Here is a 21447-nt window from a genome sequence, read left to right on the forward strand (position 1 = left end):
TGCGGGCATGAGCGTCCGACTGAGCAAACTCGTGCTGAACTGCGACGACCCCGAGGTGCTGTCGCGCTTCTGGTGCGCCGTCCTGGACTACGTCGAACTCGGCAAGGACGAGGACGGCATCGAGATCGGCCCGGCGTCCGGCTTCGGCGGGGCGACCCCCACGATCATCCTGTCGAGGAACCCGCAGCCGAAGCACCAGCCGCTCCGCCTGCACCTCGACGTCTCACCGGTCGACCAGGACCAGGACGCCGAACTCGAGCGACTGCTGGCCCTCGGGGCGCGCCCGGCCGACGTCGGGCAGACCGGGGACGAGTCGTGGCACGTGCTCCAGGACCCCGAGGGCAACGAGTTCTGTCTCCTCCGGACCCGCCTCGACCCGCTCTGAGCAGCTTCCGACGCGGACGTTCCTTCCCATCGCGCGTGCAATCGGAAGACGTTCCGCGCATGGGACGTCGTTCCACCGGGTCTCCTGTGCGCGGATCCGCCTCCCACGCGCGGATCGGCTTCCGACGCGCGGATCGGCGGCCGGCGAGCGTGGGCGCCGCGCCGCGCCGGGACGGACGGGAGGCGCGGTGCCAGCCGGCACCGCGCCTCCCGTCCGTCGTGGGGCGGCGTCAGCCCTTGAGACCGGACCCGGTCACACCCTCGACGATCTGCCGCTGGAAGACCAGGTACAGGATGATCAGCGGCAGGGCCGCCAGGATCGCCCCGGCCTGGATGTCGGCGTACCGCTGGCCGAAGCTGCCCTGGACCGTGGCGAGCCCGACCGGGATCGTCATGAGGTCCGGGTTCGACAGCACGAACAGGGGCAGCAGCAGGTTGTTCCACACCCCGACGAACGTCAGGATCGCCACCGCGGCGATGACCGGACGCGACAGGGGCAGGATGACCGACCAGTAGATCTTCCACATGCCGGCTCCGTCGATGCGCGCGGCCTCCTCGAGCTCCTTCGGGATGCCGTCGAAGAACTGCTTGAAGATGAACACCGCGATCACGGCGGGCACCTGCGGGAAGATCACCGACCAGTAGGTGTTCAGCAGGTTGACGGCGTTGAGCTCCTGGAAGATCGGGATGATCAGGACCTGCGTCGGGATCATGATGCCCAGGATGATGAGCAGGAACGCGACGTTCCGCCCGCGGAAGGCCAGCCGCGACAGTGCGAACGCCGCCATCGAGGCGAACAGCACCGTGAGGGCCGTGGTGAGCAGGCTCGTGATGCCGCTCGCCAGGTACCAGTTCCAGATGTCGCCGGCCTGGAACAGCGACGCGTAGGAGTGCAGCGTCGGGTTCCAGTTCGACAGGATCGCGTTCGCGCCGAGCGCGGCGACGCCGTTGTCGGACAGCGACGTCTTCAGGGCGAACAGGCTCGGGATGAGCCAGATGATCGCGAACACGGTCAGGATGATCGCGGCCGTGATGTTGAAGCCCTTGCCGGAGACGCCGATCTTCGCGGCGTTGGCGGGAGCGGCGGCCGAGACGCCCGTGCGGACGCGCCGACGGCCGGTGGTGATGCTCTCGGTGGCGGTCATGTCAGGCACCGATCTCTCGCTTGGCGGCAGCGCGCTCGACGAGCTGCCGGATGACCGCGATCGCGACGATCACGATGAACAGGAGCACCGAGGCCGCGGACGCCGCACCGAGGCGGTTGTCCGTGAAGCCGACGCCGGTGATGAGCTGCAGCGAGACCTGGGTCGAGATGCCCGGGCCGCCGTTCGTCATCAGGTACACCTGGTCGAAGATCTTCAGGCTCGCGATGATCTGCAGCAGGATGACGAGCGTCGTGGTGCGGGCGAGCAGCGGCAGCGTGATCGACTTGATCTGCTGCCAGCTCGACGCCCCGTCGACGGCCGCGGCCTCGTAGAGCTCGCGGGGGATCTCCTGCAGGCCGGCCAGGTACAGCACGAAGTTGAAGCCGAGCGTCCACCAGACCGTGGCGATCGCGACGCCGATCATGGCGGTGTTCGGGCTCGCCAGGACGCCCGCGCCCGGGGTCAGCCCGATCGCCTGCTGGACCGAGGCGAACAGACCGGTGGCCGGGGTGAAGATGAACACCCAGATCAGCGAGATCGTCGCCGACGGCAGGATGAACGGCAGGAAGAACGCCAGGCGGAAGAACCACTGCCCGCGGTTCATCCGGTTCGTCAGCACGGCGAACACGAACGCCAGGATCACGAGCGGCGGGGTCGTGTAGAGCGTGAACTGCAGGGTGTGCCAGAGCGACGACCAGAAGTCGGCGCGTCCGAGCATCTCGGCGTAGTTCGCGAACCCGGCGAAGCTGCCGAGTCCGGTGCGGACGGTCGAGGTGTTGAAGAAGCTCGTGACGAGCATCCACACCGTCGGACCCAGCAGGAAGGCCAGGTAGAACAGGCCGAAGGGGGCGAGGAAGAGCCAGCCGGAGCGTCCCTGGCCCCGGGTCATGGCGTTCACGCGGGGACGCGAGCGGCCGGTGACGGCCCTGGCGTCCGTGGGTCGGGTGAGAACTGGTGCAGCGGTCACGTCATCGTGCCTCTCGTGCGGGGTCCACGTGGATCGAAGGGGTCGCGCGCCGGATCACAGCGGGCTCGGGGTGTTGAGGTACGTGGCGAGCTGGTCCTTGATCGCCGAGAGCGCCTGTGCAGGTGAACTGCTGCCCTGCTGCACCAGGGCGAGCTGTGCCCCGACGGTGTTCTCGAAGGTGGATCCGGAGCCGCCGTACCAGGCGGGGTCGTCGAACACGGCGGTCTCGGCGGCCGACGCGTAGTTCGACTGCGGCGTGAGCTCCTTGAACGCCGTGCTGTCGAACGTCGGCATGTACGCCGGCACGTGCCCGCCCTGCGCCCACGTCAGGCTCTGCTCGAGCATCTGCTTGATGAACAGCATGTGGGCCTTGCGCTGCTCGGGCGTGCGGTCCTTCCGCGGCAGGACGAACGTGTGCGAGTCCGCCTGGGTGGCCGGCTTGTCGTACAGCTGCGGCACGGGCACCATGCCGAACTTCAGGCCCTTGATCGACTGGGCGGTGCTGATCTCCCACTCGCCCTGCATGAAGAAGCCCGCCTTGCCCGTGAACATCAGCGTCTGGGCGGTGGCGTAGTCGAGGCCCTTGTTCAGCCAGCCGTTCTTGACCCACTTCTGGGTCATGTCGGTGACCTTCGTGTACGCGTCCTCGTTGACGGTCAGCTTCGCGCCGCCGTCGCTGATGAACGGCGTCGCCCCGTTGATCTGGTTGTACATCGTCCAGAAGAAGCGCCACGGCGTCGCGACCTCGCTGACGTTCGCGACGTTCAGCGCGGTGCCGCCGGTGACCTTCGCGACCGCGGCGAGCGCGGCCTCGAAGTTCTCGAGCCCGTTGAGGTCCTTGAGCTTGCCGTCCGAGTCGATCAGACCAGCCTTCTGGCACACGTCAACGTTGTAGAAGAGCACGAAGGGGTGCGTGTCGAGCGGGATGCAGATGTTCTTGCCGTCGGTCTTCTGCGCCGTCCACGCCTTCTGGTTGAAGTCGCTCGCGCTCAGGCCGACGCTGGCCAGGTCGTCCGCGGAGATCGGGTCGAGCAGGTCCCCGTCCCAGAGCGGCTTCGCCCGGGTCAGGTGCGCGATGGCGACGTCCGGCGGCTTGTTCCCGACGGTCGCCAGTGTGACCTTCGAGTAGTACGGGTTGCCCCACGCGAACGTGGTCGCCTGCAGGGACGACGAGCCGCCGTGCTGCTTGGCGTAGCCCGCCTCCATCGCCTGCATGCGGAGGCCGTCGCCGCCGCCGAACAGGTTCCAGAAGACGAGCGTCTCGGGGTTGAGGGGAGCGCCGGCGACACCGGCGGCGAGCGGGCTGGAACACGCTGCGAGGGGCAGGACCGCGGCTCCGGCGGCTGCTCCGGCGAGCAGGCTGCGCCGGGTGAAGGCTCGGCCGCGCGGGGGCGGATTGGGTACAACGGATCGGATCGGCATGGCATCACTCCATCGGGACGGGCCGAGCGGAGCAGGGTCGGTGCTCCGTGAGCGCTCACACTAGTGCTGAGCAGGCCACCTCGCCACCCCTTCCGTGAACGTCACGGTGAGCGCGCGTGCGCGCTTCCGCCCGGGACCGGAACCCGCTAGCGTTCATGGAGACGTGAGCGCTCACTTTCGTGTCGGGCCGCGCACGTCCACCCGCAGCACCACGCACGAACCGCACACGGCACCGCCGCCGCCAGCAGATCGAAGGAGATCCATGCCCCGCACACACCTCGTCCTCGACAGCGCGTTCACCGTGGGGCCGGTGCGCCGTCGCCTGTTCGGCGGGTTCGTCGAGCACCTCGGACGCCACGTCTACGACGGCATCCACGAGCCCGCGCACGAGACCGCCGACGAGCACGGCTTCCGGAAGGACGTCGTCGAGCTCGTCAAGGAGCTCGGCGTCTCCGCCATCCGCTACCCGGGCGGCAACTTCGTCTCGGGCTACAAGTGGGAGGACGGTGTCGGCCCGGTCGAGCAGCGCCCCCGCCGCCTCGACCTGGCGTGGCACTCGACCGAGACGAACGAGGTCGGCCTGCACGAGTTCCAGCACTGGCTCGACGCCGTCGGCTCCGAGCTCATGCTCGCCGTGAACCTCGGTACCCGCGGCACGCAGGAGGCCATCGAGCTCCTCGAGTACGCGAACATCGACGCCGGCACCGCCCTCAGCGAGTACCGCCGCTCGAACGGCCGCCAGGAGCCCTTCGCCATCAAGATGTGGTGCCTCGGCAACGAGATGGACGGACCGTGGCAGCTCGGCCACAAGAACGCCGAGGACTACGGCAAGCTCGCCGCGATGACCGCCAAGGCGATGCGCCAGATCCAGCCCGACCTCGAGCTCGTGGCCTGCGGATCGTCCGGTGCGTCGATGCCCACCTTCGGCGAGTGGGAGCGCACGGTCCTCGAACACGCCTACGACGACGTCGACTACATCTCGGCCCACGCGTACTACGAGGAAGAGGGCGACCTGTCCTCGTTCCTGGCCTCCGGCGTGAACATGGACCACTTCATCGACACCGTGACGACCGCGGCCGACCACGTCAAGGCGCACAAGAAGTCCGACAAGCGGATCGACATCTCGTTCGACGAGTGGAACGTCTGGTCGCTCAGCAAGTGGAACGAGCAGCAGAAGACGTTCGAGCTGCAGGACTGGCCGGTCGCGCCGCGCCTCCTCGAGGACGTCTACACCGTCGCGGACGCGGTCGTCGTCGGCGGTCTCCTCATCACGCTGCTCCGCCACGCCGACCGCGTCGCGTCGGCGAGCCTCGCGCAGCTCGTCAACGTGATCGGCCCGATCATGACCGAGCCCGGCGGGCCGGCCTGGCGCCAGACCACGTTCTTCCCGTTCTCGCTCACGTCGCGCCTGGCGAACGGCACGTCGCTGCAGGTCAAGGCCTCGGGCGACACCGTCGACGGCGGCAAGTACGGCGAGGTCCCGGTCGTCGACTCGGCCGCCACGGTCGAGGACGGCAAGGCGGCGGTGTTCCTCGTGAACCGCCACCAGACCGAGACCACCACGGTCACGATCGACCTGGCCGGCCTGCAGGTCGACGATGACGTCCGTGCCGAGGGCGTCTGGGACGACGACGTGCACGCCGTCAACGACCTCGGGAACCGCGAGCGCGTCGGACTGCGGACGAACGACACGGTCCGTCGCGACGGCGACACGATCACCATCGAGCTGCCGCCGGTCTCCTGGACCGCGGTGTCGATCGGCTGAGCTCCGCCGGCTGCGGCCGGCGGTCGAGCGCCTCGGCGAGCGCCACGGTGACCGTCGAGTGAGCACGGGAGGGCGTCGGTCCGCGTGAGCGGGTCGGCGCCCTCCCGCTGTCCGTCGGTCGGCTCGCGACCCGGCGCGGGTCGGACGGGAGGATCGTGGCGGGCCCGCCACGATCCTCCCGTCCGTCGGTGGGCACCGACCCGACCGCCGGTGGTCCGCTGGACGCGACGACCCGCCCGCGGGCTTGACCGCGACGGGTCCGCCGGAGCATCCTCGGTGCAGGCAGCGTCGCGGCGGAGGATCAGGTCCCCGAGACGCTTCAGGTGCCGGGGAACGTGTTCGGGTCACGCCGGCACCCGGTGGTCGCGACCGTCGGTCGCGACCACCGCCAGTCCCGACCCGGCCAGTGCGGGCCGGATCAGTCGGCTGCGCGGCGCGCGCGGTCCTTGATCGCCTCGATGACCTCGGTCTTGGCGTCGGCGTACGCGTTCATGTCGTCCCAGCTGCGGGTCATCAGCGTCCGCTTGACGTCCTCGTAGCGCTGGCGATCCGCGGCGTGCCGGCGGAGGTGGTCCCGGAGCAGCAGGTACGCGTCGAGCGCGGGCGCGCCGTGCTCGTACACGTGGACGTGCACGTCCCGCTCCGGAGTCCGGACGAGCTGGTGCCCGGCCTCGCGGACGCGCAGCTCGTAGCCGGCTGCAAGGAGCGGCTCCAGGTACGCGGCCTCGTCGGTGACGTCCGGTACGGCGACCGCGACGTCGACGATCGGTTTGGCGGCGAGCCCGGGCACCGCCGTCGACCCGATGTGCTCGACCACGACGTGTTGCCCGGCGAGCGCGGCCGTGATGCGGTCCCGGTGCGTCGCGAAGCGCTCCGCCCAGGCGGGGTCGTGCTCGTGCAGCCCGACGGTCAGCGCCTCGGGGCCGCCCGCGATCTCGACCGTGTCGACGTCCGGGGCGTGGTGGGCGCCGGTGCGGATCCAGAAGCGCAGCAGGGTGTGGCCGTCCGGGGTGACGACGCTCCGCTCGTACCGGCCGCCGTTCCGTTCGATGACCCGGCGGGACGCGGGGTTCGTGGCGTCGCAGGTCAGGAGCACCTCGGGCATCCCGCGCTCGGCGGCCGTGTCGAGCGTGGCCGCGAGGGCCGCCGACGCCAGGCCGCGCCCGCGCGCGGACGGGCGGATGCCGTACCCGACGTGGCCGCCGTACTCGCGGAGCCAGTCGTTCAGCTCGTGCCGCAGGGCGATGCTGCCGAGGTACTCGTCGCCCTCGACGATCCACCGGTAGGTGCAGGTCACGTGGCCGAGCTCGACCGCCGCCGTGGTCTCCTCGGCGAGCAGCTGGTCGACCCAGCGGCCGAAGCCCTCCGGGTCGCGCAGTGCCGCGGCGTCCCGGACACCGGCGCCGTCCTGGTGGGCGTCGCCCCACTCGTCGAGGGCGCGGACGAACGAGGGGAAGAAGGCGCGGGACGGCGGGACGAGTTCCATCACGGGAGCCTAGGGCCTTGCCGGGCGGCCGGCGGCCGGGCGGCCGGCGCGCGCAGCGCTGTCCGGCGTGGTCAGGCCGGTGGCGCCGCCGTGCTCGCCCGCTCGACGAGCCGCACGGGGACCAGGTCCGTCGCGGTGTGGACCGGGTCGCCCTCGATCTGTGCGAGCAGGTTCGCGACCGCACGGCGGCCGACCTCGTCGAAGGACTGGTGCACGGTGGTCAACGGCGGCCAGAAGGAGTCGGACTCGGGGGAGTCGTCGAAGCCCACGACGCTGAGCGAGTCCGGGACGCTCCGACCGGACTCGTGCGCCGCGCGCAGGACCCCGAGCGCGGTCTGGTCGTTCGCGGCGAACACGGCCGTGATCTCCGGTCGCCCGGCGATCTCGAGCCCGGCGGAGTAGCCGTGCTCCGTGGTCCACCCGCCGTGGAACACGGGCGGGACGGGCCGTCCGGCGCGCTCGAGGGTGTCCTGCCACGCGGCCAGCCGGCGGGCGGCGGAGTACGACGACTCCGGGCCGGCGACGTGCCAGACGGTCTCGTGCCCGAGGTCGAGCAGGTGCTGCGTCGCCTGGCGGGCACCGTCGGCCTGGTCGGTGTCGATCGCGGGGTGCTCGGTCGTGCCGGTCGAGTCGACGACGACCATCGGTACGCCGTCGGGCAGGGCGACCTCGGCCGTGTCGATGATGTGCGACTCGATGATGATGACGACCCCGTCGACGGCCTGCTCGTGCAGCCGGGAGAACGCCGACCGCACGCCCTCCTCGGTCCGGGAGGCCATCGGCAGCAGCGTGATCGTGAAGTCCGCGGCGCCGGCCGCGTCGGCGATCGCCTCGAGCGTGCGCATGTTGCCGAACGACGCGAGCGTGAACATGATCACGCCGATCGTGCGGAAGCGGCCGGAGCGCAGGGCCCGGGCGGCGCGGTTGGGGCGGTAGCCGAGGGCGTCCATCGCGCGCTGCACGCGTTCGCGGGTGTCGGGGCTGACGTTGTCGAACCCGCGGGACACGCGGGAGACGGTCTGCATGGAGACCCCGGCGGCCTCGGCAACGGCGGCCAGCGAGGGCGCGCGGCGCGCGGCGGCGATCTCGGTCGACACGAGCGCTCCTTCCCCCTCGGGCGGCTCCCGCGGTGGTGCCGTCCCCGAACGGTAGCGCATGTTGACGTTGCCATGCTACGGTTCCCGAGTTCGATGTTGACGTCAACATCGACGCACCCGAACGCAGCACGACAAGGGAGTCACATGACCACGCTCGAAGCGCGTGCGCCAGGAGCCGCAGCTCCGGCGACACCGCCGCGGCGCCGGAACCGGCAGCGCGGCCGCTGGACCGGCTGGATGTTCGTCGGTCCGTTCGTCGTGGTCCTCGTGGCCATGCTCGTCGTCCCGATCGGCTACGCGCTCTGGCTCAGCCTGTTCCGCGACCAGCTGATCGGCGGCAACCAGTTCGTCTGGTTCGCCAACTACGTGCAGCTGTTCCAGGACGCCAAGTTCTGGACCGGGTTCGGCCGCGTCGTGCTGTTCCTCGTCGTCCAGGTGCCGATCATGCTCGCCGTCGCGCTGATCGCGGCGCTCGCGCTCGACAGCGCCCGCCTGTGGGCGGCGTCGTTCTTCCGGATCGCGATCTTCCTGCCCTACGCGGTGCCCGGCGTGGTCGCGGCGCTCATCTGGGGCTTCATCTACGGCAACCAGTTCGGTCTCACCGGCACGATCAACTCGGCGCTCGGCATCGACCTGCTGCAGCCGTTCAGCCCGGACTGGATGCTCGCGTCGATCGGCAACATCGTCACGTGGGAGTTCGTCGGCTACAACATGCTGATCTTCTACGCGGCCCTGCGCGTCGTGCCCGGTGAGCTCTACGAGGCCGCCGAGATCGACGGTGCCGGCCCGATCCGCACGATCTGGTCGATCAAGATCCCGGCGCTCCGCGGTTCGATCGTCATCGCCACGATCTTCTCGATCATCGGCAGCTTCCAGCTCTTCAACGAGCCGAACCTGCTCAAGACGCTCGCCCCGAACGTCATCGGCACCTCGTACACGCCGAACATGTACGCCTACTCGCTGTCCTTCAGCGGCCAGCAGTTCAACTACTCCGCCACCGTCGCGATCGTCATGGGCGTCATCACCGCCGTGATCGCCTACGTCGTGCAGGTGCGCGGGACCCGAGCGGAGAACCGATGAGCACCCTGGACACCCGCACGACGCCGCCCACCGTGACCGAGGCGGTGACCACCCGCGGACGCAGCGGGGCGGGCCGCACCCGTGCCTCCCGTCCGAGCGGCCTGAAGGGCCGTGGACCCCGCGCCCGCAAGTCGACGCTCCTGCTCGTGGTGATGATCGTCATCACCGTCTACTCGCTGCTGCCGCTCTTCTACCTCGTCGTCAACGCGACGAAGTCGCAGGACGACCTGCTCAGCACCTTCGGGCTCTGGTTCGGCAACGGCTTCTCGCTGTTCCAGAACATCGGCGAGACGCTGACCTACAACGGCGGCATCTACCTGCGCTGGCTCGCGAACACCGTGCTCTACGTGGTGGTCGGCGCCGGCGGGGCGACGCTCCTCGCGACGATCGCCGGCTACGGCATGGCGAAGTTCCGGTTCCCGGGCCGCCGTGCGGTGTTCGCCGTCGTGCTCGGCGCGATCGCGATCCCCGGTACCGCGCTCGCCGTCCCGACGTTCCTGCTGTTCTCGTCGGTCGGCCTCACGAACACCCCGTGGGCGATCATCCTGCCGTCGCTCATCAGCCCGTTCGGCATGTACCTCATCTGGACCTACGCGATCGACGCGGTCCCGACCGAGGTCATCGAGGCGGCGCGGATGGACGGCGCGGGCGAGTTCCGGATCTTCTTCACGATCGCACTCCGCCTGCTCGCCCCCGGCGTCGTGACGGTCCTGCTGTTCGCCGTCGTCGCGACCTGGAACAACTACTTCCTGCCCCTGATCATGCTGAGCGATCCGAACCTCTACCCGCTCACGGTCGGCCTCAACCAGTGGAGCGCGCAGGCGCAGGGCGTCTCCGCACACCCGATCTACAACCTCGTCGTCACCGGATCGCTCCTCACGATCATCCCGATCGTCGTCGCGTTCCTCTTCCTCCAGCGCTCCTGGCAGTCCGGCCTCGCGGCCGGGTCCGTCAAGGCCTGACCTCCCGCACCACCCAGCAGCACCACCCGAAGCACCTGCTTCACGATGAAGTGAAAGGCACCCTCATGCACAAGCGTCTCCGTCGCGGGCTCAGCGCCCTCGCGATCGGCGTCACCGCAGCCGTCGCCATGACGGCCTGCGCCGCCGGCGGCTCGTCCTCCTCCGGTGGATCGGCCGACGACATCACGAAGGCCCTCGAGAAGGGTGGGTCGCTGACCTACTGGTCGTGGACCCCCTCCGCCCAGGCCCAGGTCGCCGCCTTCGAGAAGGCGTACCCGAAGGTCAAGGTCAAGCTCGTCAACGCCGGCACCGGCAACGACCAGTACACCAAGCTGCAGAACACGATCAAGGCCGGCTCCGGCGCCCCCGACGTCGCGCAGATCGAGTACTTCGCGCTGCCGCAGTTCGCCCTGAGCGACTCGCTCGTCGACCTGAAGTCGTACGGCTTCGACAAGCTGGCGGACAAGTACGGTGCGGGCACCTGGCAGTCGGTCGACCTCGACGGCAAGGTCTACGGCCTGCCGCAGGACTCCGGCCCCATGGCGATGTTCTACAACAAGAAGACGTTCGACGACGCCGGCATCACCACGCCGCCGAAGACGTGGGACGAGTACGTCGCGGACGCCGAGAAGATCCACGCGTCCAACCCGAACGCCTACATCGCCGCGGACAGCGGTGACGCGGGCTTCACGACCTCGATGATCTGGCAGGCCGGCGGCCGTCCGTTCGAGGTCAAGGGCACCGACGTCACGGTGAACCTGCAGGACGCGGGTACCAAGAAGTGGACCTCGACCTGGAACCAGCTCGTCGAGAAGGGCCTGCTCTCGCAGACGCCCGGCTGGACCGACGACTGGTACAAGCAGCTCGGCAACGGTGAGATCGCCACGATGGTCACCGGCGCCTGGATGCCCGGCGTGCTCGAGTCGAGCGTGAAGGACGGCAGCGGCAACTGGCGCGTCGCCCCGATCCCGACCTACGACGGCTCCTCCGACGTCACCGCGAACAACGGCGGCTCCGCCGAGGTCGTCATGAAGCAGTCGAAGAACCCGGCGCTCGCGGCTGGCTTCCTGAAGTGGCTGAACTCCTCGCAGGACTCGATCGACGTGTTCCTGAAGTCGGGCGGCTTCCCGTCGACCAAGGCGCAGCTCACCTCGTCGACCTTCACCGCCGAGAAGCCGGAGTACTTCGGTGGCGAGGCGATCAACGAGACCCTGTCGAAGGCGTCCTCCAGCGTCGCCGAGGGCTGGCAGTACCTGCCCTTCCAGGTCTACGCGAACAGCGTCTACGCGGACACCGTCGGCCAGGCGTACCAGGACAAGTCCGACCTGAACGCCGGGCTCGAGGCCTGGCAGAAGGCGATCGTGAAGTACGGCAACGAGCAGGGCTTCAAGGTCACCTCGAAGTAACACCGTTCCACCACCACCTCGGGGCCGTGCGGATCCTTCCGCACGGCCCCGTTCCCTGAGAGGGTCACACCATGCGCTTCGCCATCGGCGACACCGACTTCCTGCTCGACGGCGAGCCGCACCGGGTCCTGTCCGGCGCGATCCACTACTTCCGCGTCCACCCGGACCTGTGGCAGGACCGGATCCGCAAGGCCAAGCTCATGGGTCTCAACACCGTCGAGACCTACGTCGCCTGGAACGCGCACGCACCCCGTCCGGGCGAGTTCGACCTGACCGGCGGGCTCGACCTCGGCCGCTTCCTCGACCTGGTCGCCGCCGAGGGCATGCACGCCATCGTCCGCCCCGGGCCGTACATCTGCGCCGAGTGGACGAACGGCGGCCTGCCCTACTGGCTGTTCACCGACGGCACCGTCGGCGTCCGCCGCGACGAGCCGGGGTTCCTCGCCGCCGTGCAGGACTACCTCGAGCAGCTCGCGCCGGTGCTCGTCCCGCGGCAGATCGACCACGGCGGGCCGATCGTGCTCGTGCAGGTCGAGAACGAGTACGGCGCGTACGGCTCCGACCCGGTCTACCTGACGAAGCTCGAGCAGATGCACCGGGACATCGGGCTGACGGTGCCGTTCACGAGCGTCGACCAACCGATGGGCACCATGCTCGAGGACGGCTCACTGCCGTCGCTGCACAAGACCGGCTCGTTCGGGTCCCGCTCGGCCGCGCGGCTCGAGCGACTCCGCCAGGCGCAGCCGACCGGTCCGCTGATGTGCTCGGAGTTCTGGGACGGCTGGTTCGACAGCTGGGGCGAGCACCACCACACCACCCCGGCGGCCGACTCGGCGGCGGACCTGGACGTCCTGCTCGCCGCCGGCGGCTCGGTCAACGTCTACATGTTCCACGGCGGTACGAACTTCGGCTTCACGAACGGCGCGAACGACAAGGGCGTGTACCGGCCGATCGCGACGTCGTACGACTACGACGCCCCGCTCGACGAGGCCGGTCGCCCGACCGACAAGTTCCACGCCTTCCGCGCGGTGATCGAGCGCTACGCGCCCGTCCCGCCGCTGCCCGCCTCGATGCAGCCCGGTGGATCAGGTCGCCTGACCGACGACGACTGCACCGGCCTGGAGGCACGCCCCGCGCCCGCCAGGGACGTCGCCGTCCGGCTCGACCGGGTCGCGTCGCTCCGCTCCCTGCTGCCCGCGCTGACCGGGTGGACGACCCACGACGAGCCGCCGACCTTCGACGCGCTCGGGGCGGCCAGCGGCTTCGTGCTCTACCGGACCGAGGTCGACCTGCCGACCGGCGGTGTCCTGACCGTCGGTGACGAGGTCCGCGACCGCGCCGTCGTCACCGTGGACGGTGTCGTCGTCGGCGTGCTCGAACGCGAGCACCACGACCGTGCGATCGCGCTCCCGCCGGTCACCGGCACGCTCGAGCTGCTCGTCGAGGACCAGGGCCGGGTCGACTACGGCCCCCGGATCGGGGAGCCGAAGGGCCTGCTCGGCGGGGTCGCCGTGGACGGGGTCCCGGTCGCGCGGTGGAGCGCCTCGCCGCTCGCCCTCGACCCGATCGCGCCCGCAGCGCTGGCGCAGCTCGCCGAGACCGCGCCCACCGACGGCGACGTGCTCGCCGGCCCGGTGTTCGCCGCGGGGTCGTTCGACCTGACCGAGCCGGGGGACCGGTACCTGTCGCTCGACGGCTTCCGGAAGGGCGTCGCCTGGGTGAACGGCTTCTGCCTGGGGCGCTACTGGTCGCGGGGGCCGCAGCGGACCCTGGCCGTGCCGGGTCCGGTGCTCCGGGCCGGCCGGAACGAGGTCGTCGTGTACGAGGTGCACGCCGCGGCCTCCCGCCGGGTGTGCCTGCTCGTCGAGCCGGACCTCGGCCACACCGAGGGCTGAGCCGCCCCCGTCGTGCCGATCCGCGCGTGGTGTGCCGATCCGCGCGTGGTGTGCCGATCCGCGCGTCGGAAGGCGGGGAATTCGACCTCCGACGCGCGGATCGGCATCTCATGTCACGCGCGATGGGACGGACCGCTCGCCCGGCGTCACGCGTCGAGGGCGTCGAGCTCCTCGAGCGCGCGGCGGGCATCGGCGACCCGGTCGGCCTCCGGGCGGGTCCACCACTCGGGCCCGCGCTCGCCGAGGCCGTGCTTCGCCAGACCGTTCCGCCGCCGCGCGGCCGCCAGGGCCTCGTCGTCGCCGTCGCGCTTCGCCCGGCGCACAGCGTTCCGCCCGCGACCGAGGTGCGACCGGAGCGCGGCGGCGAGGTCCTCGGGCAGCGCCGGGTCGGTGCGCCGCCACCGTCGGCCGTCGACGACGAAGTGGTGGTCGTCGGGCTCAGTGCTCATGCCCCGAGTCTGCTCCGTCGGTGGTCGGCGGTAGACAGGGATCGATGACGGATCCCCGCGCCCAGCCCCTGCTCGACGTCCGACGGATCTACGCCGAGCCCGCCGCGCTCGACCTCCCGCGTGGGCAGGACGTCGTCGCGCGGTGGCCGGACGCCGAGATCGTGCCCGTCGCCTCGCACTGGAACATCCCCGAGGTCCACGGCGACGAACGCAACGTCCGGCGCTGGGTGCGGATCAAGACCGAGGCGCTCGTCCTCGGCGTGAAGAAGTCGCTCGTCACCCGGCCGAACGGCCGCTCCGCCGACTTCATCGCCCCCTCGACCGCGAACGGGTGCGCGATGGCGTGCGCGTACTGCTACGTGCCGCGACGCAAGGGCTACTCGAACCCCGTGACCGTGTTCGCGAACATCGAGCAGATCACGAAGCACGTCGCGCGGAACATCGCGAAGCAGGGGCCGAAGACCGAACCGAACCAGTGCGACCCCGACGCGTGGGTCTACGACATCGGCGAGAACAGCGACTGCTCGGTCGACGCGCAGCTCAGCGAGAACGTCCGCGACCTCTGCGACCTGTTCCGGATGAGTCCCACCGCCAAGGCGTCCTTCGCGACGAAGTACGTCAACCGGGACCTGCTCGACTGGGACCCGATGGGCCGCACGCGCGTCCGGTTCTCGCTCATGCCGCACGAGACCGCGAAGGTCACGGACATCCGGACCTCGCCGATGGCGGAGCGGATCTCGGCGGTGAACGACTTCGTCGATGCTGGGTACGAGGTCCACCTGAACTTCTCGCCGGTGATCCTGACGCCGACGTGGGAGTCCGACTGGGCCGACCTCCTGCGGCAGGTGGACGACGTCCTCTCGCCCGCGGCCAAGGCACAGCTCGCGGCCGAGGTCATCTTCCTCACCCACAACCAGGGCCTGCACGAGGTCAACCTCGGCTGGCACCCGAAGGCCGAGGACCTACTCTGGCGCCCGGACCTGCAGGAGCAGAAGGTGTCGCAGAACGGCGCCGTCAACGTCCGCTACCGGGCGGCGACGAAGGGGCAGCTCGTCGAGCGCTTCCGGGAGCTCGTGGCGGAGCACCTGCCGAGCTGCCGCATCCGCTACGCGTTCTAGCGGCAGAGCGGCAGAGCGGCAGAGCGGCAGAGCGGCAGAGCGGCAGGGCCCCGGAACGGCGGACGCCCGCACCGCCGGGTGGCGGTGCGGGCGTCAGCGGTGCTCGAGGCTCACTTGCCCTCGAGGTGGTCCTTCGCCTTCTCCTTCTCGAGACGCGCCTCGCCCATGACCTGGTCCTTCTGGCCCTGGTGCGTCAGTTCGGCGTCGTCCGTGTGCTTGCCGACGGCCTCCTCGACCTTGCCGACGATCTTCTGGGTGGCGTCCTTCGCCTTGTCTCCGAGCGACATGGTGTCGTCCTTCCTCCGGGGATCCCGCCGAGGGTCCCCGGCGCCTGTGCACCCGACTGAACCACGAGCCTCCCGTCCCTTCGCGGCGCAGCCGGAGGTTCACGTACCCCGATCTCGCCGACGGGGTACGACTACGGGACCAGGCGGTCCGCCCGGTAGCGGTCGAACAGGTCCGCGAACGCGCGGTCGGTGCGGCGGTACCCGGTGAACCCGGCCTCGCGGCTCTTCCCCATGTCGGTCACGACCTCCATCTCGCGGCCGAGGTCGGCGTCCGTGTGCCACCACGAGGCCAGCCGCGTGACGTCGGGCTCGACCAGGCCGTACCGCTCGGCGATGCCGGCCCACGCGTGCTCGTGCGGCGCCATCTGCTCCTCGAGCGGGCGCGGACGGTCGGCGAACCCGACGACGCGCGCCGGGTCGACGCCCAGGTGCGCGGCGAGTCGCGGCCACATCCACCGCCAGCGGAAGACGTCGCCGTCCACGACGTTGAACGCCTCGTCGGCACCCTCGTGGCTCGTCGCCGCCCACACCATGTGCTCGGCGAGGAGCCCGGCGTCGGTCATGTCCGTGAGCCCGTCCCACTGCGCGGCGCTCCCCGGGAACACGAAGTCCAGGTCGAGCTCCTTGGCGAGCGTGGCCTGCACGGCGAGCGTCAGGCCCATGTTCATCGCGTTGCCGACGGCGTGGCCGATCACGGTGTGCGAACGGTGCACCGACCACGTGAAGCCCTGGCGCTCGGCGGCGGCGAAGAGCTCGTCCTCCTGCGCGTAGTAGAAGTTCGGGACGTCGAGCCGCGGCTCCTCCTCGTGGAAGGGCGTGTCCGGCACGACCCCGGCGGCGTACGCCTCGAACGGTCCGAGGTAGTGCTTCAGGCCGGTGATGAGCGCGACGTGCTCGAGCGGCGCGTGCGACAGGGCGGCGAGCAGGTCGCGGACCATGCCGCCGTTCACGCGGATGTTCTCGGCCTCGGTCTCCTGGCGCTGCCACGCGGTGAAGAACACGTGGGTCGGGCGTTCGTCGGCGAGCGCCGCGGCGAGGGACGCCGGGTCGCGGAGGTCGGCGGCGACGGTCCGGACGCCGTCGCGGGTGAGCGGTCGGCGGGACAGCGCGGTGACCCGCCAGCCCAGGGAGAGCAGGTGGTCGACGAGGGCGGAGCCGGTGATGCCGCTGGCGCCCACGACGAGGGCTTCGGGACGGACGGGGGTCGCTTCGGTGGAGGTCGTCATCCCCTGGTGCAACGCGGTCGGGCGACAGGTGTTCCCTACCGGGGACGTCGGATCCGGATCGGTCCCTTGGCGGTGGACGGGTCGACGACGCTGCCGTGCTGGGTGATCTCGACCTCGCCCCGCGCCACCATCCGGCGGGCAGCCCGGCGCGCCGGCTCCATGAGCGGGCGCCAGTCGTCCGGCTCGAGCGAGCGGGCGGCCTCGGACGGGCAGATGCTCGCCGTGCGGGGGCGGGCGGCGAGCAGCTCGTCGATCCGCTGCTCGAGCGCCCGGTCGGTGGCGTCGACGCCGTGCTTCCGGCACGCGGCGGAGCACCACTTCGCGTCCGGGGCGGCGGACGACGGCATCCGGCGGCCGCACGAGGCGCACGTCCGCTCGGCCTGCGCCTCGGCCGACGCCGACGCGTCCGCAGCGGTCCTGATCGCTCGTCCCATGCCGACCATCCTGGTCCCGCTGTCCGGTCCCGCACACAGCCCAGGCTCGGGCTGGCAGCATCGGGTCGGTGAACGCCGCCGACGAAGCAGCCCCCGCCCGCCCGGAGGAGCCCGCGTGGGTCGAGCACGCGATGTGGTGGCACGTCTACCCGCTCGGAGCCGTCGGGGCCGAGATCCGTCCGGCGACGCCGGTCGACGAGCGGCCGGTCGAGCACCGGCTGTCCCGGCTCGTGCCGTGGCTCGACCACGTGGTCGACCTCGGGCTGAACGGGCTGCTCCTCGGTCCGGTGTCCGCGAGCAGCACCCACGGCTACGACGTCGTCGACCACTTCCGCGTCGACCCGCGCCTCGGCGACGACGCCGACCTCGACGCCCTGCTCGCGGCCGCGCACGACCGCGGCGTGCGGGTGCTGTTCGACGGGGTATTCAACCACGTCGGACGGGACCACCCCGCGTTCCGCGCGCTCGAGGAGCACGGACCGGACGCCCCGACCGCCGACCTGTTCGCGGTGGACTGGACGGGCTGGCAGCCGGGCGCCCCGGTGCCGGTGGGGGACTTCGAGGGGCACGACATCCTCGTCGCACTCGACCACGACTCCCCGGCGGTGCAGGACCTGGTGGTCGAGGTGATGACGCACTGGCTCGCCCGAGGGATCGACGGCTGGCGGCTCGACGCGGCGTACGCGGTGCCGCCGGCGTTCTGGGCGGCGGTGCTGCCCCGCGTGCGGGAGCGGTTCCCGGACGCGTGGTGCAGCGGCGAGGTGATCCACGGCGACGCGGCCGCGATCGTGACGGCGTCGACGATGGACTCGACCACGCAGTACGAGCTCTGGCAGGGCACCTGGCACGGGATCGCCGACCGGAACTGCTTCGAGCTGGCGCACGCGGTCGAGCGCCACGACGCCCTGCTCGGCACGTTCGTCCCCACCACGTTCGTCGGCAACCATGACGTCACCCGCATCGCCAGCGCGGTGGGGGAGCGCTTCGCCGGGCACGCGGCCGCCGTCCTGTTCACGGTCGCCGGGACCCCCGTGGTCTACGCCGGGGACGAGTACGGCTGGACCGCCGTCAAGGAGGAGCGCCTGGGCGGCGACGACGCCGTGCGACCGGAGCTGCCCCGGACGCCGCCGTCACCGAGCGACCTGACCCGCACGTACCAGGCCCTCGTCGCCCTCCGCCGGCGGATGCCGTGGCTGCACCGCGCCCACACCGACGTCGTGCACCTGACGAACACTGCGCTGGTGCTGCGGACGGCGACCGCGGACGCGGCCGTGGTGACCGCCCTGAACCTGGCGGACGACCCGGTCGAGGTGCCCGCAGCCGACGCGACGCGGGTCGAGGCGGGCGGTGGGGACCTGTGGGACGGGACCCTGCGCCTCCCGGCCGGTGGGTGGGCAGTCCTGACCGCCTGACCCGACCCGCACAACGAGGCGGTGGAGCAGAAGACGTCGGGCGCCACACGGCGACCCGACGTCTTCTGCTCCACCACAGGGGTGAGGGGAACGGGGTGGGACCCCCCTACTTGCGCGCAGACGCCGCCCGACGCTTGTTGAACACGTCGAACGCGACGGCCGCGAGCAGCACCAGGCCCTTGATGAGCGACTGGTACTCGGTGCCGACACCGAGGATCGACATGCCGTTGTTCAGGATGCCGATGATGAGACCACCGATGATCGCGCCCGGCACCGTGCCGATGCCGCCGGTGACCGCTGCGCCACCGATGAACACGGCCGCGATGGCGTCGAGCTCGAAGCCGTTGCCGGCACCCGGGGCGGCGAGGTTGAGCTGGCCGGTGAAGACCACGCCCGCCAGCGCCGCGATGACGCCCATGTTCACGAACAGCAGGAACGTGACACGCTTCGTCTTCACGCCGGACAGCTGCGCGGCGAGGGCGTTGCCGCCGATCGCGTAGACGTGGCGACCGAAGACCGCGCTCCGCATGACCACCGAGTAGACGACCACGAGCAGCCCGAGGACGACGAGGACGATCGGCGTGCCGTTGTAGCTGGCGAGCAGCAGCGCGACGTAGATGACGAGCGCGACGCCGAAGGCGAGCTTGACGAGGAACCAGACGAGCGGCTCGCTCTCGAGCTGGTACTTGCGCCGGGTGGCACGGCCACGGAGCGAGACGACGATCATGATCGCCGCGGCGGCGAAGCCGAGGACCATCGTCAGCGGCTCGTAGCCCGAGGTGCCGAACGAGGGCAGGAAGCCCGAGCCGAGCGAGCGGAAGCCGTCCGGGAAGGGCGAGATCTGCTGGTTCTGCAGGACGATCTGCGCGGCACCGCGGAAGGCGAGCATGCCCGCCAGGGTCACGATGAACGCCGGGATCCCGAAGTAGGCGATCCAGAAGCCCTGCCAGGCGCCGACCAGGCCGCCGAGCACCAGGCAGAGGACGACCGCGATCGGCCACGGGATGCCCCACTGCGTGATCATCACGCCGGCCATGGCACCCGTGAAGGCGACCACCGACCCGACCGACAGGTCGATGTGGCCGGCGATGATGACCATCACCATGCCGATGGCGAGGATGAGGATGTAGCTGTTCTGGACGATCAGGTTCGAGACGTTGATCGGGGCCAGGGTGATGCCGCTCGTCGTCACCTGGAAGAAGATGACGATGACGATCAGCGCGATGAACAGGCCGATCTGTCGGAGCTGCCCGGTGAGGTAGCCGGCGGCGGACTTAAGCGCGTTCATTGACAGGGGTCTCCCGTTCCTGGGTCATGTACTGCATGAGGACCTCGGGTGTGGCCTCGGAGCGGGGCACGTCCGCGGTGATCGTGCCATCGGAGAGCGTGTAGATGCGGTCGCAGATGCCGAGGAGCTCCGGGAGCTCCGAGGAGATCACGATGACCCCCTTGCCCTGGTCCGCCAGGCTGTTGATGAGCGTGTAGATCTCGTACTTGGCGCCGACGTCGATGCCGCGGGTCGGCTCGTCGAGGATGAGCACGTCGGGGTCGGCGTACATCCACTTCGACAGGACGACCTTCTGCTGGTTGCCGCCGGAGAGCTTGCCCGTGACGGCGTTCACCGACGGGGCCTTGATGTTCATGCTCTTCAGGAACGAGCCCGCGACGGTGGTCTCCTGCGAGCCGTTCACGAAGCCCCAGTTGGCGAGCTTCCCGAGCGCCGAGCCGGAGATGTTCCGCTTGATGTCGTCGATCAGGTTCAGGCCGTAGCGCTTCCGGTCCTCGGTCGCGTACGCGATGCCGTTGTCGATCGCGCGCGTGACCGTGTTCGTCTTGATCGGGACGCCGCGCTTGTAGACCGTGCCGCTGATGCCGGTGCCGTACGAGTGCCCGAACACGCTCATCGCGAGCTCGGTCCGCCCGGCGCCCATCAGCCCCGCGATGCCGACGACCTCGCCGGCCCGGACGTTGAGGTTCGCCTGGTGGATGATCTCGCGCGAGCCGTCGAGCGGGTGGTGGACGGTCCAGTCCTCGATGCGCAGGAGCTCCTCGCCGATGACGGGGTTCTCGCGCTCGGGGTAGCGGCTCGACAGGTCACGGCCGACCATCCCGCGGATGATCCGGTCCTCGGAGACGTCGTCGGCGTGCATGTCGAGCGTCTCGATCGTCTTGCCGTCGCGGATGATCGTGACCTTGTCCGCGATCGCCTTGATCTCGTTGAGCTTGTGGCTGATGATGATCGCCGTCATGCCCTCGGCCTGCAGCGAGCGGATGAGCTCGAGCAGGTGCGCCGAGTCGTCGTCGTTCAGCGCCGCGGTGGGCTCGTCGAGGATGAGCAGCTTGACGTCCTTCGAGAGCGCCTTCGCGATCTCGACGAGCTGCTGCTTCCCGACGCCGATGTCGACGATCTTCGTGACGGGGTTGTCCTTGAGCCCGACGCGCTGCAGCAGCGAGGCGGCCTCGAGGTTCGTCTGGTTCCAGTCGATGAGCCCGCCCTTGACGCGCTCGTTGCCGAGGAAGATGTTCTCGGCGATCGACAGGAAGGGGCTGAGGGCGAGCTCCTGGTGGATGATGACCACGCCCGCGGCCTCGGAGTCGTTGATGGAGCCGAACTTCACCGGCTGGCCGTCGAGCAGGATCTCGCCGTCGAAGGAGCCGTGCGGGTAGACGCCCGACAGCACCTTCATCAGGGTCGACTTGCCCGCGCCGTTCTCGCCGCAGATCGCGTGGACCTGGCCGCGCTCGACCTCGATGGAGACGCCCTGCAGGGCCTTCACACCGGGGAAGGTCTTGGTGATGTCCCGCATCTCGAGGATGGTGTCCGCCATGTGGGACCGCCTTTCCGTCGTCCGCGCGTCGCGCGGGTGGAGACGGACGGGAGGCGCGGTGCGGGGGTGCACCGCGCCTCCAGT

19 protein-coding genes are annotated in these 21447 nt (G+C 70.3%); 8 read left to right on the forward strand and 11 right to left on the reverse strand.

All coding sequences use genetic code 11. From position 1 onward, the window contains the following. Nucleotides 1-7: 7 nt before the first annotated feature. Nucleotides 8-385 (forward strand): VOC family protein, encoded by a 378-nt coding sequence (locus HUN59_RS05680; RefSeq protein WP_174777804.1) that lies wholly within the window; start codon nt 8-10, stop codon nt 383-385. A 229-nt stretch (nt 386-614) separates the two neighbouring features. Here the strand turns inward: HUN59_RS05680 and HUN59_RS05685 are convergent, their stop codons facing one another. The 3 genes from HUN59_RS05685 to HUN59_RS05695 form a co-directional block, all read right to left on the reverse strand. Then, the gene (locus HUN59_RS05685) at nt 615-1529 is read right to left on the reverse strand and encodes a carbohydrate ABC transporter permease (RefSeq protein WP_114849850.1); all 915 of its coding nucleotides are present in this window, start codon (nt 1527-1529) and stop codon (nt 615-617) included. A gap of 1 nt (nt 1530) precedes the next feature. Beyond that, entirely contained in the window at nt 1531-2418 is an 888-nt protein-coding gene (locus HUN59_RS05690; protein ID WP_254630041.1) for a carbohydrate ABC transporter permease, read from the reverse strand. Nucleotides 2419-2550: 132 nt separating this feature from the next. Continuing rightward, entirely contained in the window at nt 2551-3918 is a 1368-nt protein-coding gene (locus HUN59_RS05695; RefSeq protein ID WP_174777806.1) for an extracellular solute-binding protein, read from the reverse strand. 262 nt (nt 3919-4180) lie between these two features. Between HUN59_RS05695 and arfA the strand changes: the two genes are divergently transcribed. Next, entirely contained in the window at nt 4181-5683 is a 1503-nt protein-coding gene (gene arfA, locus HUN59_RS05700) for an arabinosylfuranosidase ArfA (protein WP_174777807.1), read from the forward strand. 418 nt (nt 5684-6101) lie between these two features. Here the strand turns inward: arfA and HUN59_RS20065 are convergent, their stop codons facing one another. Together HUN59_RS20065 and HUN59_RS05715 are read right to left on the reverse strand one after the other, a co-directional pair. Beyond that, a complete protein-coding gene (locus tag HUN59_RS20065; RefSeq protein WP_368076207.1) occupies nt 6102-7169 on the reverse strand; it encodes a GNAT family N-acetyltransferase in 1068 nt (355 codons plus the stop codon). 71 nt (nt 7170-7240) lie between these two features. Continuing rightward, nucleotides 7241-8266: a LacI family DNA-binding transcriptional regulator gene (locus tag HUN59_RS05715; RefSeq protein ID WP_144804558.1), complete on the reverse strand. Its 1026-nt coding sequence runs from the start codon at nt 8264-8266 to the stop codon at nt 7241-7243. A 144-nt stretch (nt 8267-8410) separates the two neighbouring features. Between HUN59_RS05715 and HUN59_RS05720 the strand changes: the two genes are divergently transcribed. From HUN59_RS05720 to HUN59_RS05735, 4 genes are all read left to right on the forward strand, one after another. Beyond that, on the forward strand, nt 8411-9346 hold the full coding sequence (locus tag HUN59_RS05720; RefSeq protein WP_058740511.1) for a carbohydrate ABC transporter permease: 936 nt from the start codon (nt 8411-8413) through the stop codon (nt 9344-9346). After that, a complete protein-coding gene (locus HUN59_RS05725) occupies nt 9343-10308 on the forward strand; it encodes a carbohydrate ABC transporter permease (protein WP_174777808.1) in 966 nt (321 codons plus the stop codon). The genes HUN59_RS05720 and HUN59_RS05725 overlap by 4 nt, the downstream gene beginning before the upstream one ends. Nucleotides 10309-10373: 65 nt before the next feature. Next, nucleotides 10374-11714, forward strand: coding sequence for an ABC transporter substrate-binding protein (locus tag HUN59_RS05730; protein ID WP_174777809.1), 1341 nt, complete (start codon nt 10374-10376; stop codon nt 11712-11714). Between the two features lie 71 nt (nt 11715-11785). Beyond that, on the forward strand, nt 11786-13609 hold the full coding sequence (locus HUN59_RS05735) for a glycoside hydrolase family 35 protein (protein ID WP_174777810.1): 1824 nt from the start codon (nt 11786-11788) through the stop codon (nt 13607-13609). A gap of 146 nt (nt 13610-13755) precedes the next feature. Here HUN59_RS05735 and HUN59_RS05740 read toward each other — a convergent pair whose 3' ends face one another. Next, entirely contained in the window at nt 13756-14058 is a 303-nt protein-coding gene (locus HUN59_RS05740) for a hypothetical protein (protein ID WP_058740515.1), read from the reverse strand. A gap of 44 nt (nt 14059-14102) precedes the next feature. Here HUN59_RS05740 and HUN59_RS05745 point away from each other — a divergent pair, with 44 nt between their 5' ends. After that, a complete protein-coding gene (locus tag HUN59_RS05745; protein WP_174777811.1) occupies nt 14103-15176 on the forward strand; it encodes a spore photoproduct lyase family protein in 1074 nt (357 codons plus the stop codon). A 110-nt stretch (nt 15177-15286) separates the two neighbouring features. Here HUN59_RS05745 and HUN59_RS05750 read toward each other — a convergent pair whose 3' ends face one another. The 3 genes from HUN59_RS05750 to HUN59_RS05760 all read right to left on the reverse strand — a co-directional run bounded on the left by HUN59_RS05750 (nt 15287) and on the right by HUN59_RS05760 (nt 17123). Continuing rightward, entirely contained in the window at nt 15287-15463 is a 177-nt protein-coding gene (locus tag HUN59_RS05750; RefSeq protein WP_174777812.1) for a CsbD family protein, read from the reverse strand. A gap of 131 nt (nt 15464-15594) precedes the next feature. After that, nucleotides 15595-16689, reverse strand: coding sequence for an SDR family oxidoreductase (locus HUN59_RS05755; protein ID WP_174777813.1), 1095 nt, complete (start codon nt 16687-16689; stop codon nt 15595-15597). 35 nt (nt 16690-16724) lie between these two features. After that, nucleotides 16725-17123, reverse strand: a complete 399-nt coding sequence (locus HUN59_RS05760; RefSeq protein ID WP_058740527.1) for a DUF3253 domain-containing protein — start codon at nt 17121-17123, stop codon at nt 16725-16727. Between the two features lie 131 nt (nt 17124-17254). Here HUN59_RS05760 and HUN59_RS05765 point away from each other — a divergent pair, with 131 nt between their 5' ends. Next, nucleotides 17255-18535 (forward strand): alpha-amylase family glycosyl hydrolase, encoded by a 1281-nt coding sequence (locus HUN59_RS05765; RefSeq protein ID WP_174779388.1) that lies wholly within the window; start codon nt 17255-17257, stop codon nt 18533-18535. A 106-nt stretch (nt 18536-18641) separates the two neighbouring features. Here HUN59_RS05765 and mmsB read toward each other — a convergent pair whose 3' ends face one another. Together mmsB and mmsA are read right to left on the reverse strand one after the other, a co-directional pair. Beyond that, complete coding sequence (gene mmsB / locus HUN59_RS05770; protein ID WP_058740518.1) at nt 18642-19823, reverse strand: multiple monosaccharide ABC transporter permease; 1182 nt, start codon at nt 19821-19823, stop codon at nt 18642-18644. Next, on the reverse strand, nt 19810-21363 hold the full coding sequence (mmsA, locus tag HUN59_RS05775) for a multiple monosaccharide ABC transporter ATP-binding protein (RefSeq protein WP_174777814.1): 1554 nt from the start codon (nt 21361-21363) through the stop codon (nt 19810-19812). Before mmsA ends, mmsB begins: the two co-directional genes overlap by 14 nt. Nucleotides 21364-21447 lie beyond the last annotated feature (84 nt).

The organism is Curtobacterium sp. Csp2 (assembly GCF_013347165.1).

Coding starts and splice junctions, on each gene's coding strand:
- mmsB (WP_058740518.1), bottom strand. CDS start 19,823: ATGAACGCGCTTAAGTCCGCCGCCGGCTACCTCACCGGGCAGCTCCGA.
- HUN59_RS05740 (WP_058740515.1), bottom strand. CDS start 14,058: ATGAGCACTGAGCCCGACGACCACCACTTCGTCGTCGACGGCCGACGG.
- HUN59_RS05730 (WP_174777809.1), top strand. CDS start 10,374: ATGCACAAGCGTCTCCGTCGCGGGCTCAGCGCCCTCGCGATCGGCGTC.
- HUN59_RS05720 (WP_058740511.1), top strand. CDS start 8,411: ATGACCACGCTCGAAGCGCGTGCGCCAGGAGCCGCAGCTCCGGCGACA.
- HUN59_RS05680 (WP_174777804.1), top strand. CDS start 8: ATGAGCGTCCGACTGAGCAAACTCGTGCTGAACTGCGACGACCCCGAG.
- HUN59_RS05765 (WP_174779388.1), top strand. CDS start 17,255: ATGTGGTGGCACGTCTACCCGCTCGGAGCCGTCGGGGCCGAGATCCGT.
- HUN59_RS05760 (WP_058740527.1), bottom strand. CDS start 17,123: ATGGGACGAGCGATCAGGACCGCTGCGGACGCGTCGGCGTCGGCCGAG.
- HUN59_RS05745 (WP_174777811.1), top strand. CDS start 14,103: ATGACGGATCCCCGCGCCCAGCCCCTGCTCGACGTCCGACGGATCTAC.
- HUN59_RS05695 (WP_174777806.1), bottom strand. CDS start 3,918: ATGCCGATCCGATCCGTTGTACCCAATCCGCCCCCGCGCGGCCGAGCC.
- arfA (WP_174777807.1), top strand. CDS start 4,181: ATGCCCCGCACACACCTCGTCCTCGACAGCGCGTTCACCGTGGGGCCG.
- HUN59_RS05735 (WP_174777810.1), top strand. CDS start 11,786: ATGCGCTTCGCCATCGGCGACACCGACTTCCTGCTCGACGGCGAGCCG.
- HUN59_RS05725 (WP_174777808.1), top strand. CDS start 9,343: ATGAGCACCCTGGACACCCGCACGACGCCGCCCACCGTGACCGAGGCG.
- HUN59_RS05755 (WP_174777813.1), bottom strand. CDS start 16,689: ATGACGACCTCCACCGAAGCGACCCCCGTCCGTCCCGAAGCCCTCGTC.
- HUN59_RS05690 (WP_254630041.1), bottom strand. CDS start 2,418: ATGACCCGGGGCCAGGGACGCTCCGGCTGGCTCTTCCTCGCCCCCTTC.
- HUN59_RS05685 (WP_114849850.1), bottom strand. CDS start 1,529: ATGACCGCCACCGAGAGCATCACCACCGGCCGTCGGCGCGTCCGCACG.
- mmsA (WP_174777814.1), bottom strand. CDS start 21,363: ATGGCGGACACCATCCTCGAGATGCGGGACATCACCAAGACCTTCCCC.
- HUN59_RS05750 (WP_174777812.1), bottom strand. CDS start 15,463: ATGTCGCTCGGAGACAAGGCGAAGGACGCCACCCAGAAGATCGTCGGC.
- HUN59_RS20065 (WP_368076207.1), bottom strand. CDS start 7,169: ATGGAACTCGTCCCGCCGTCCCGCGCCTTCTTCCCCTCGTTCGTCCGC.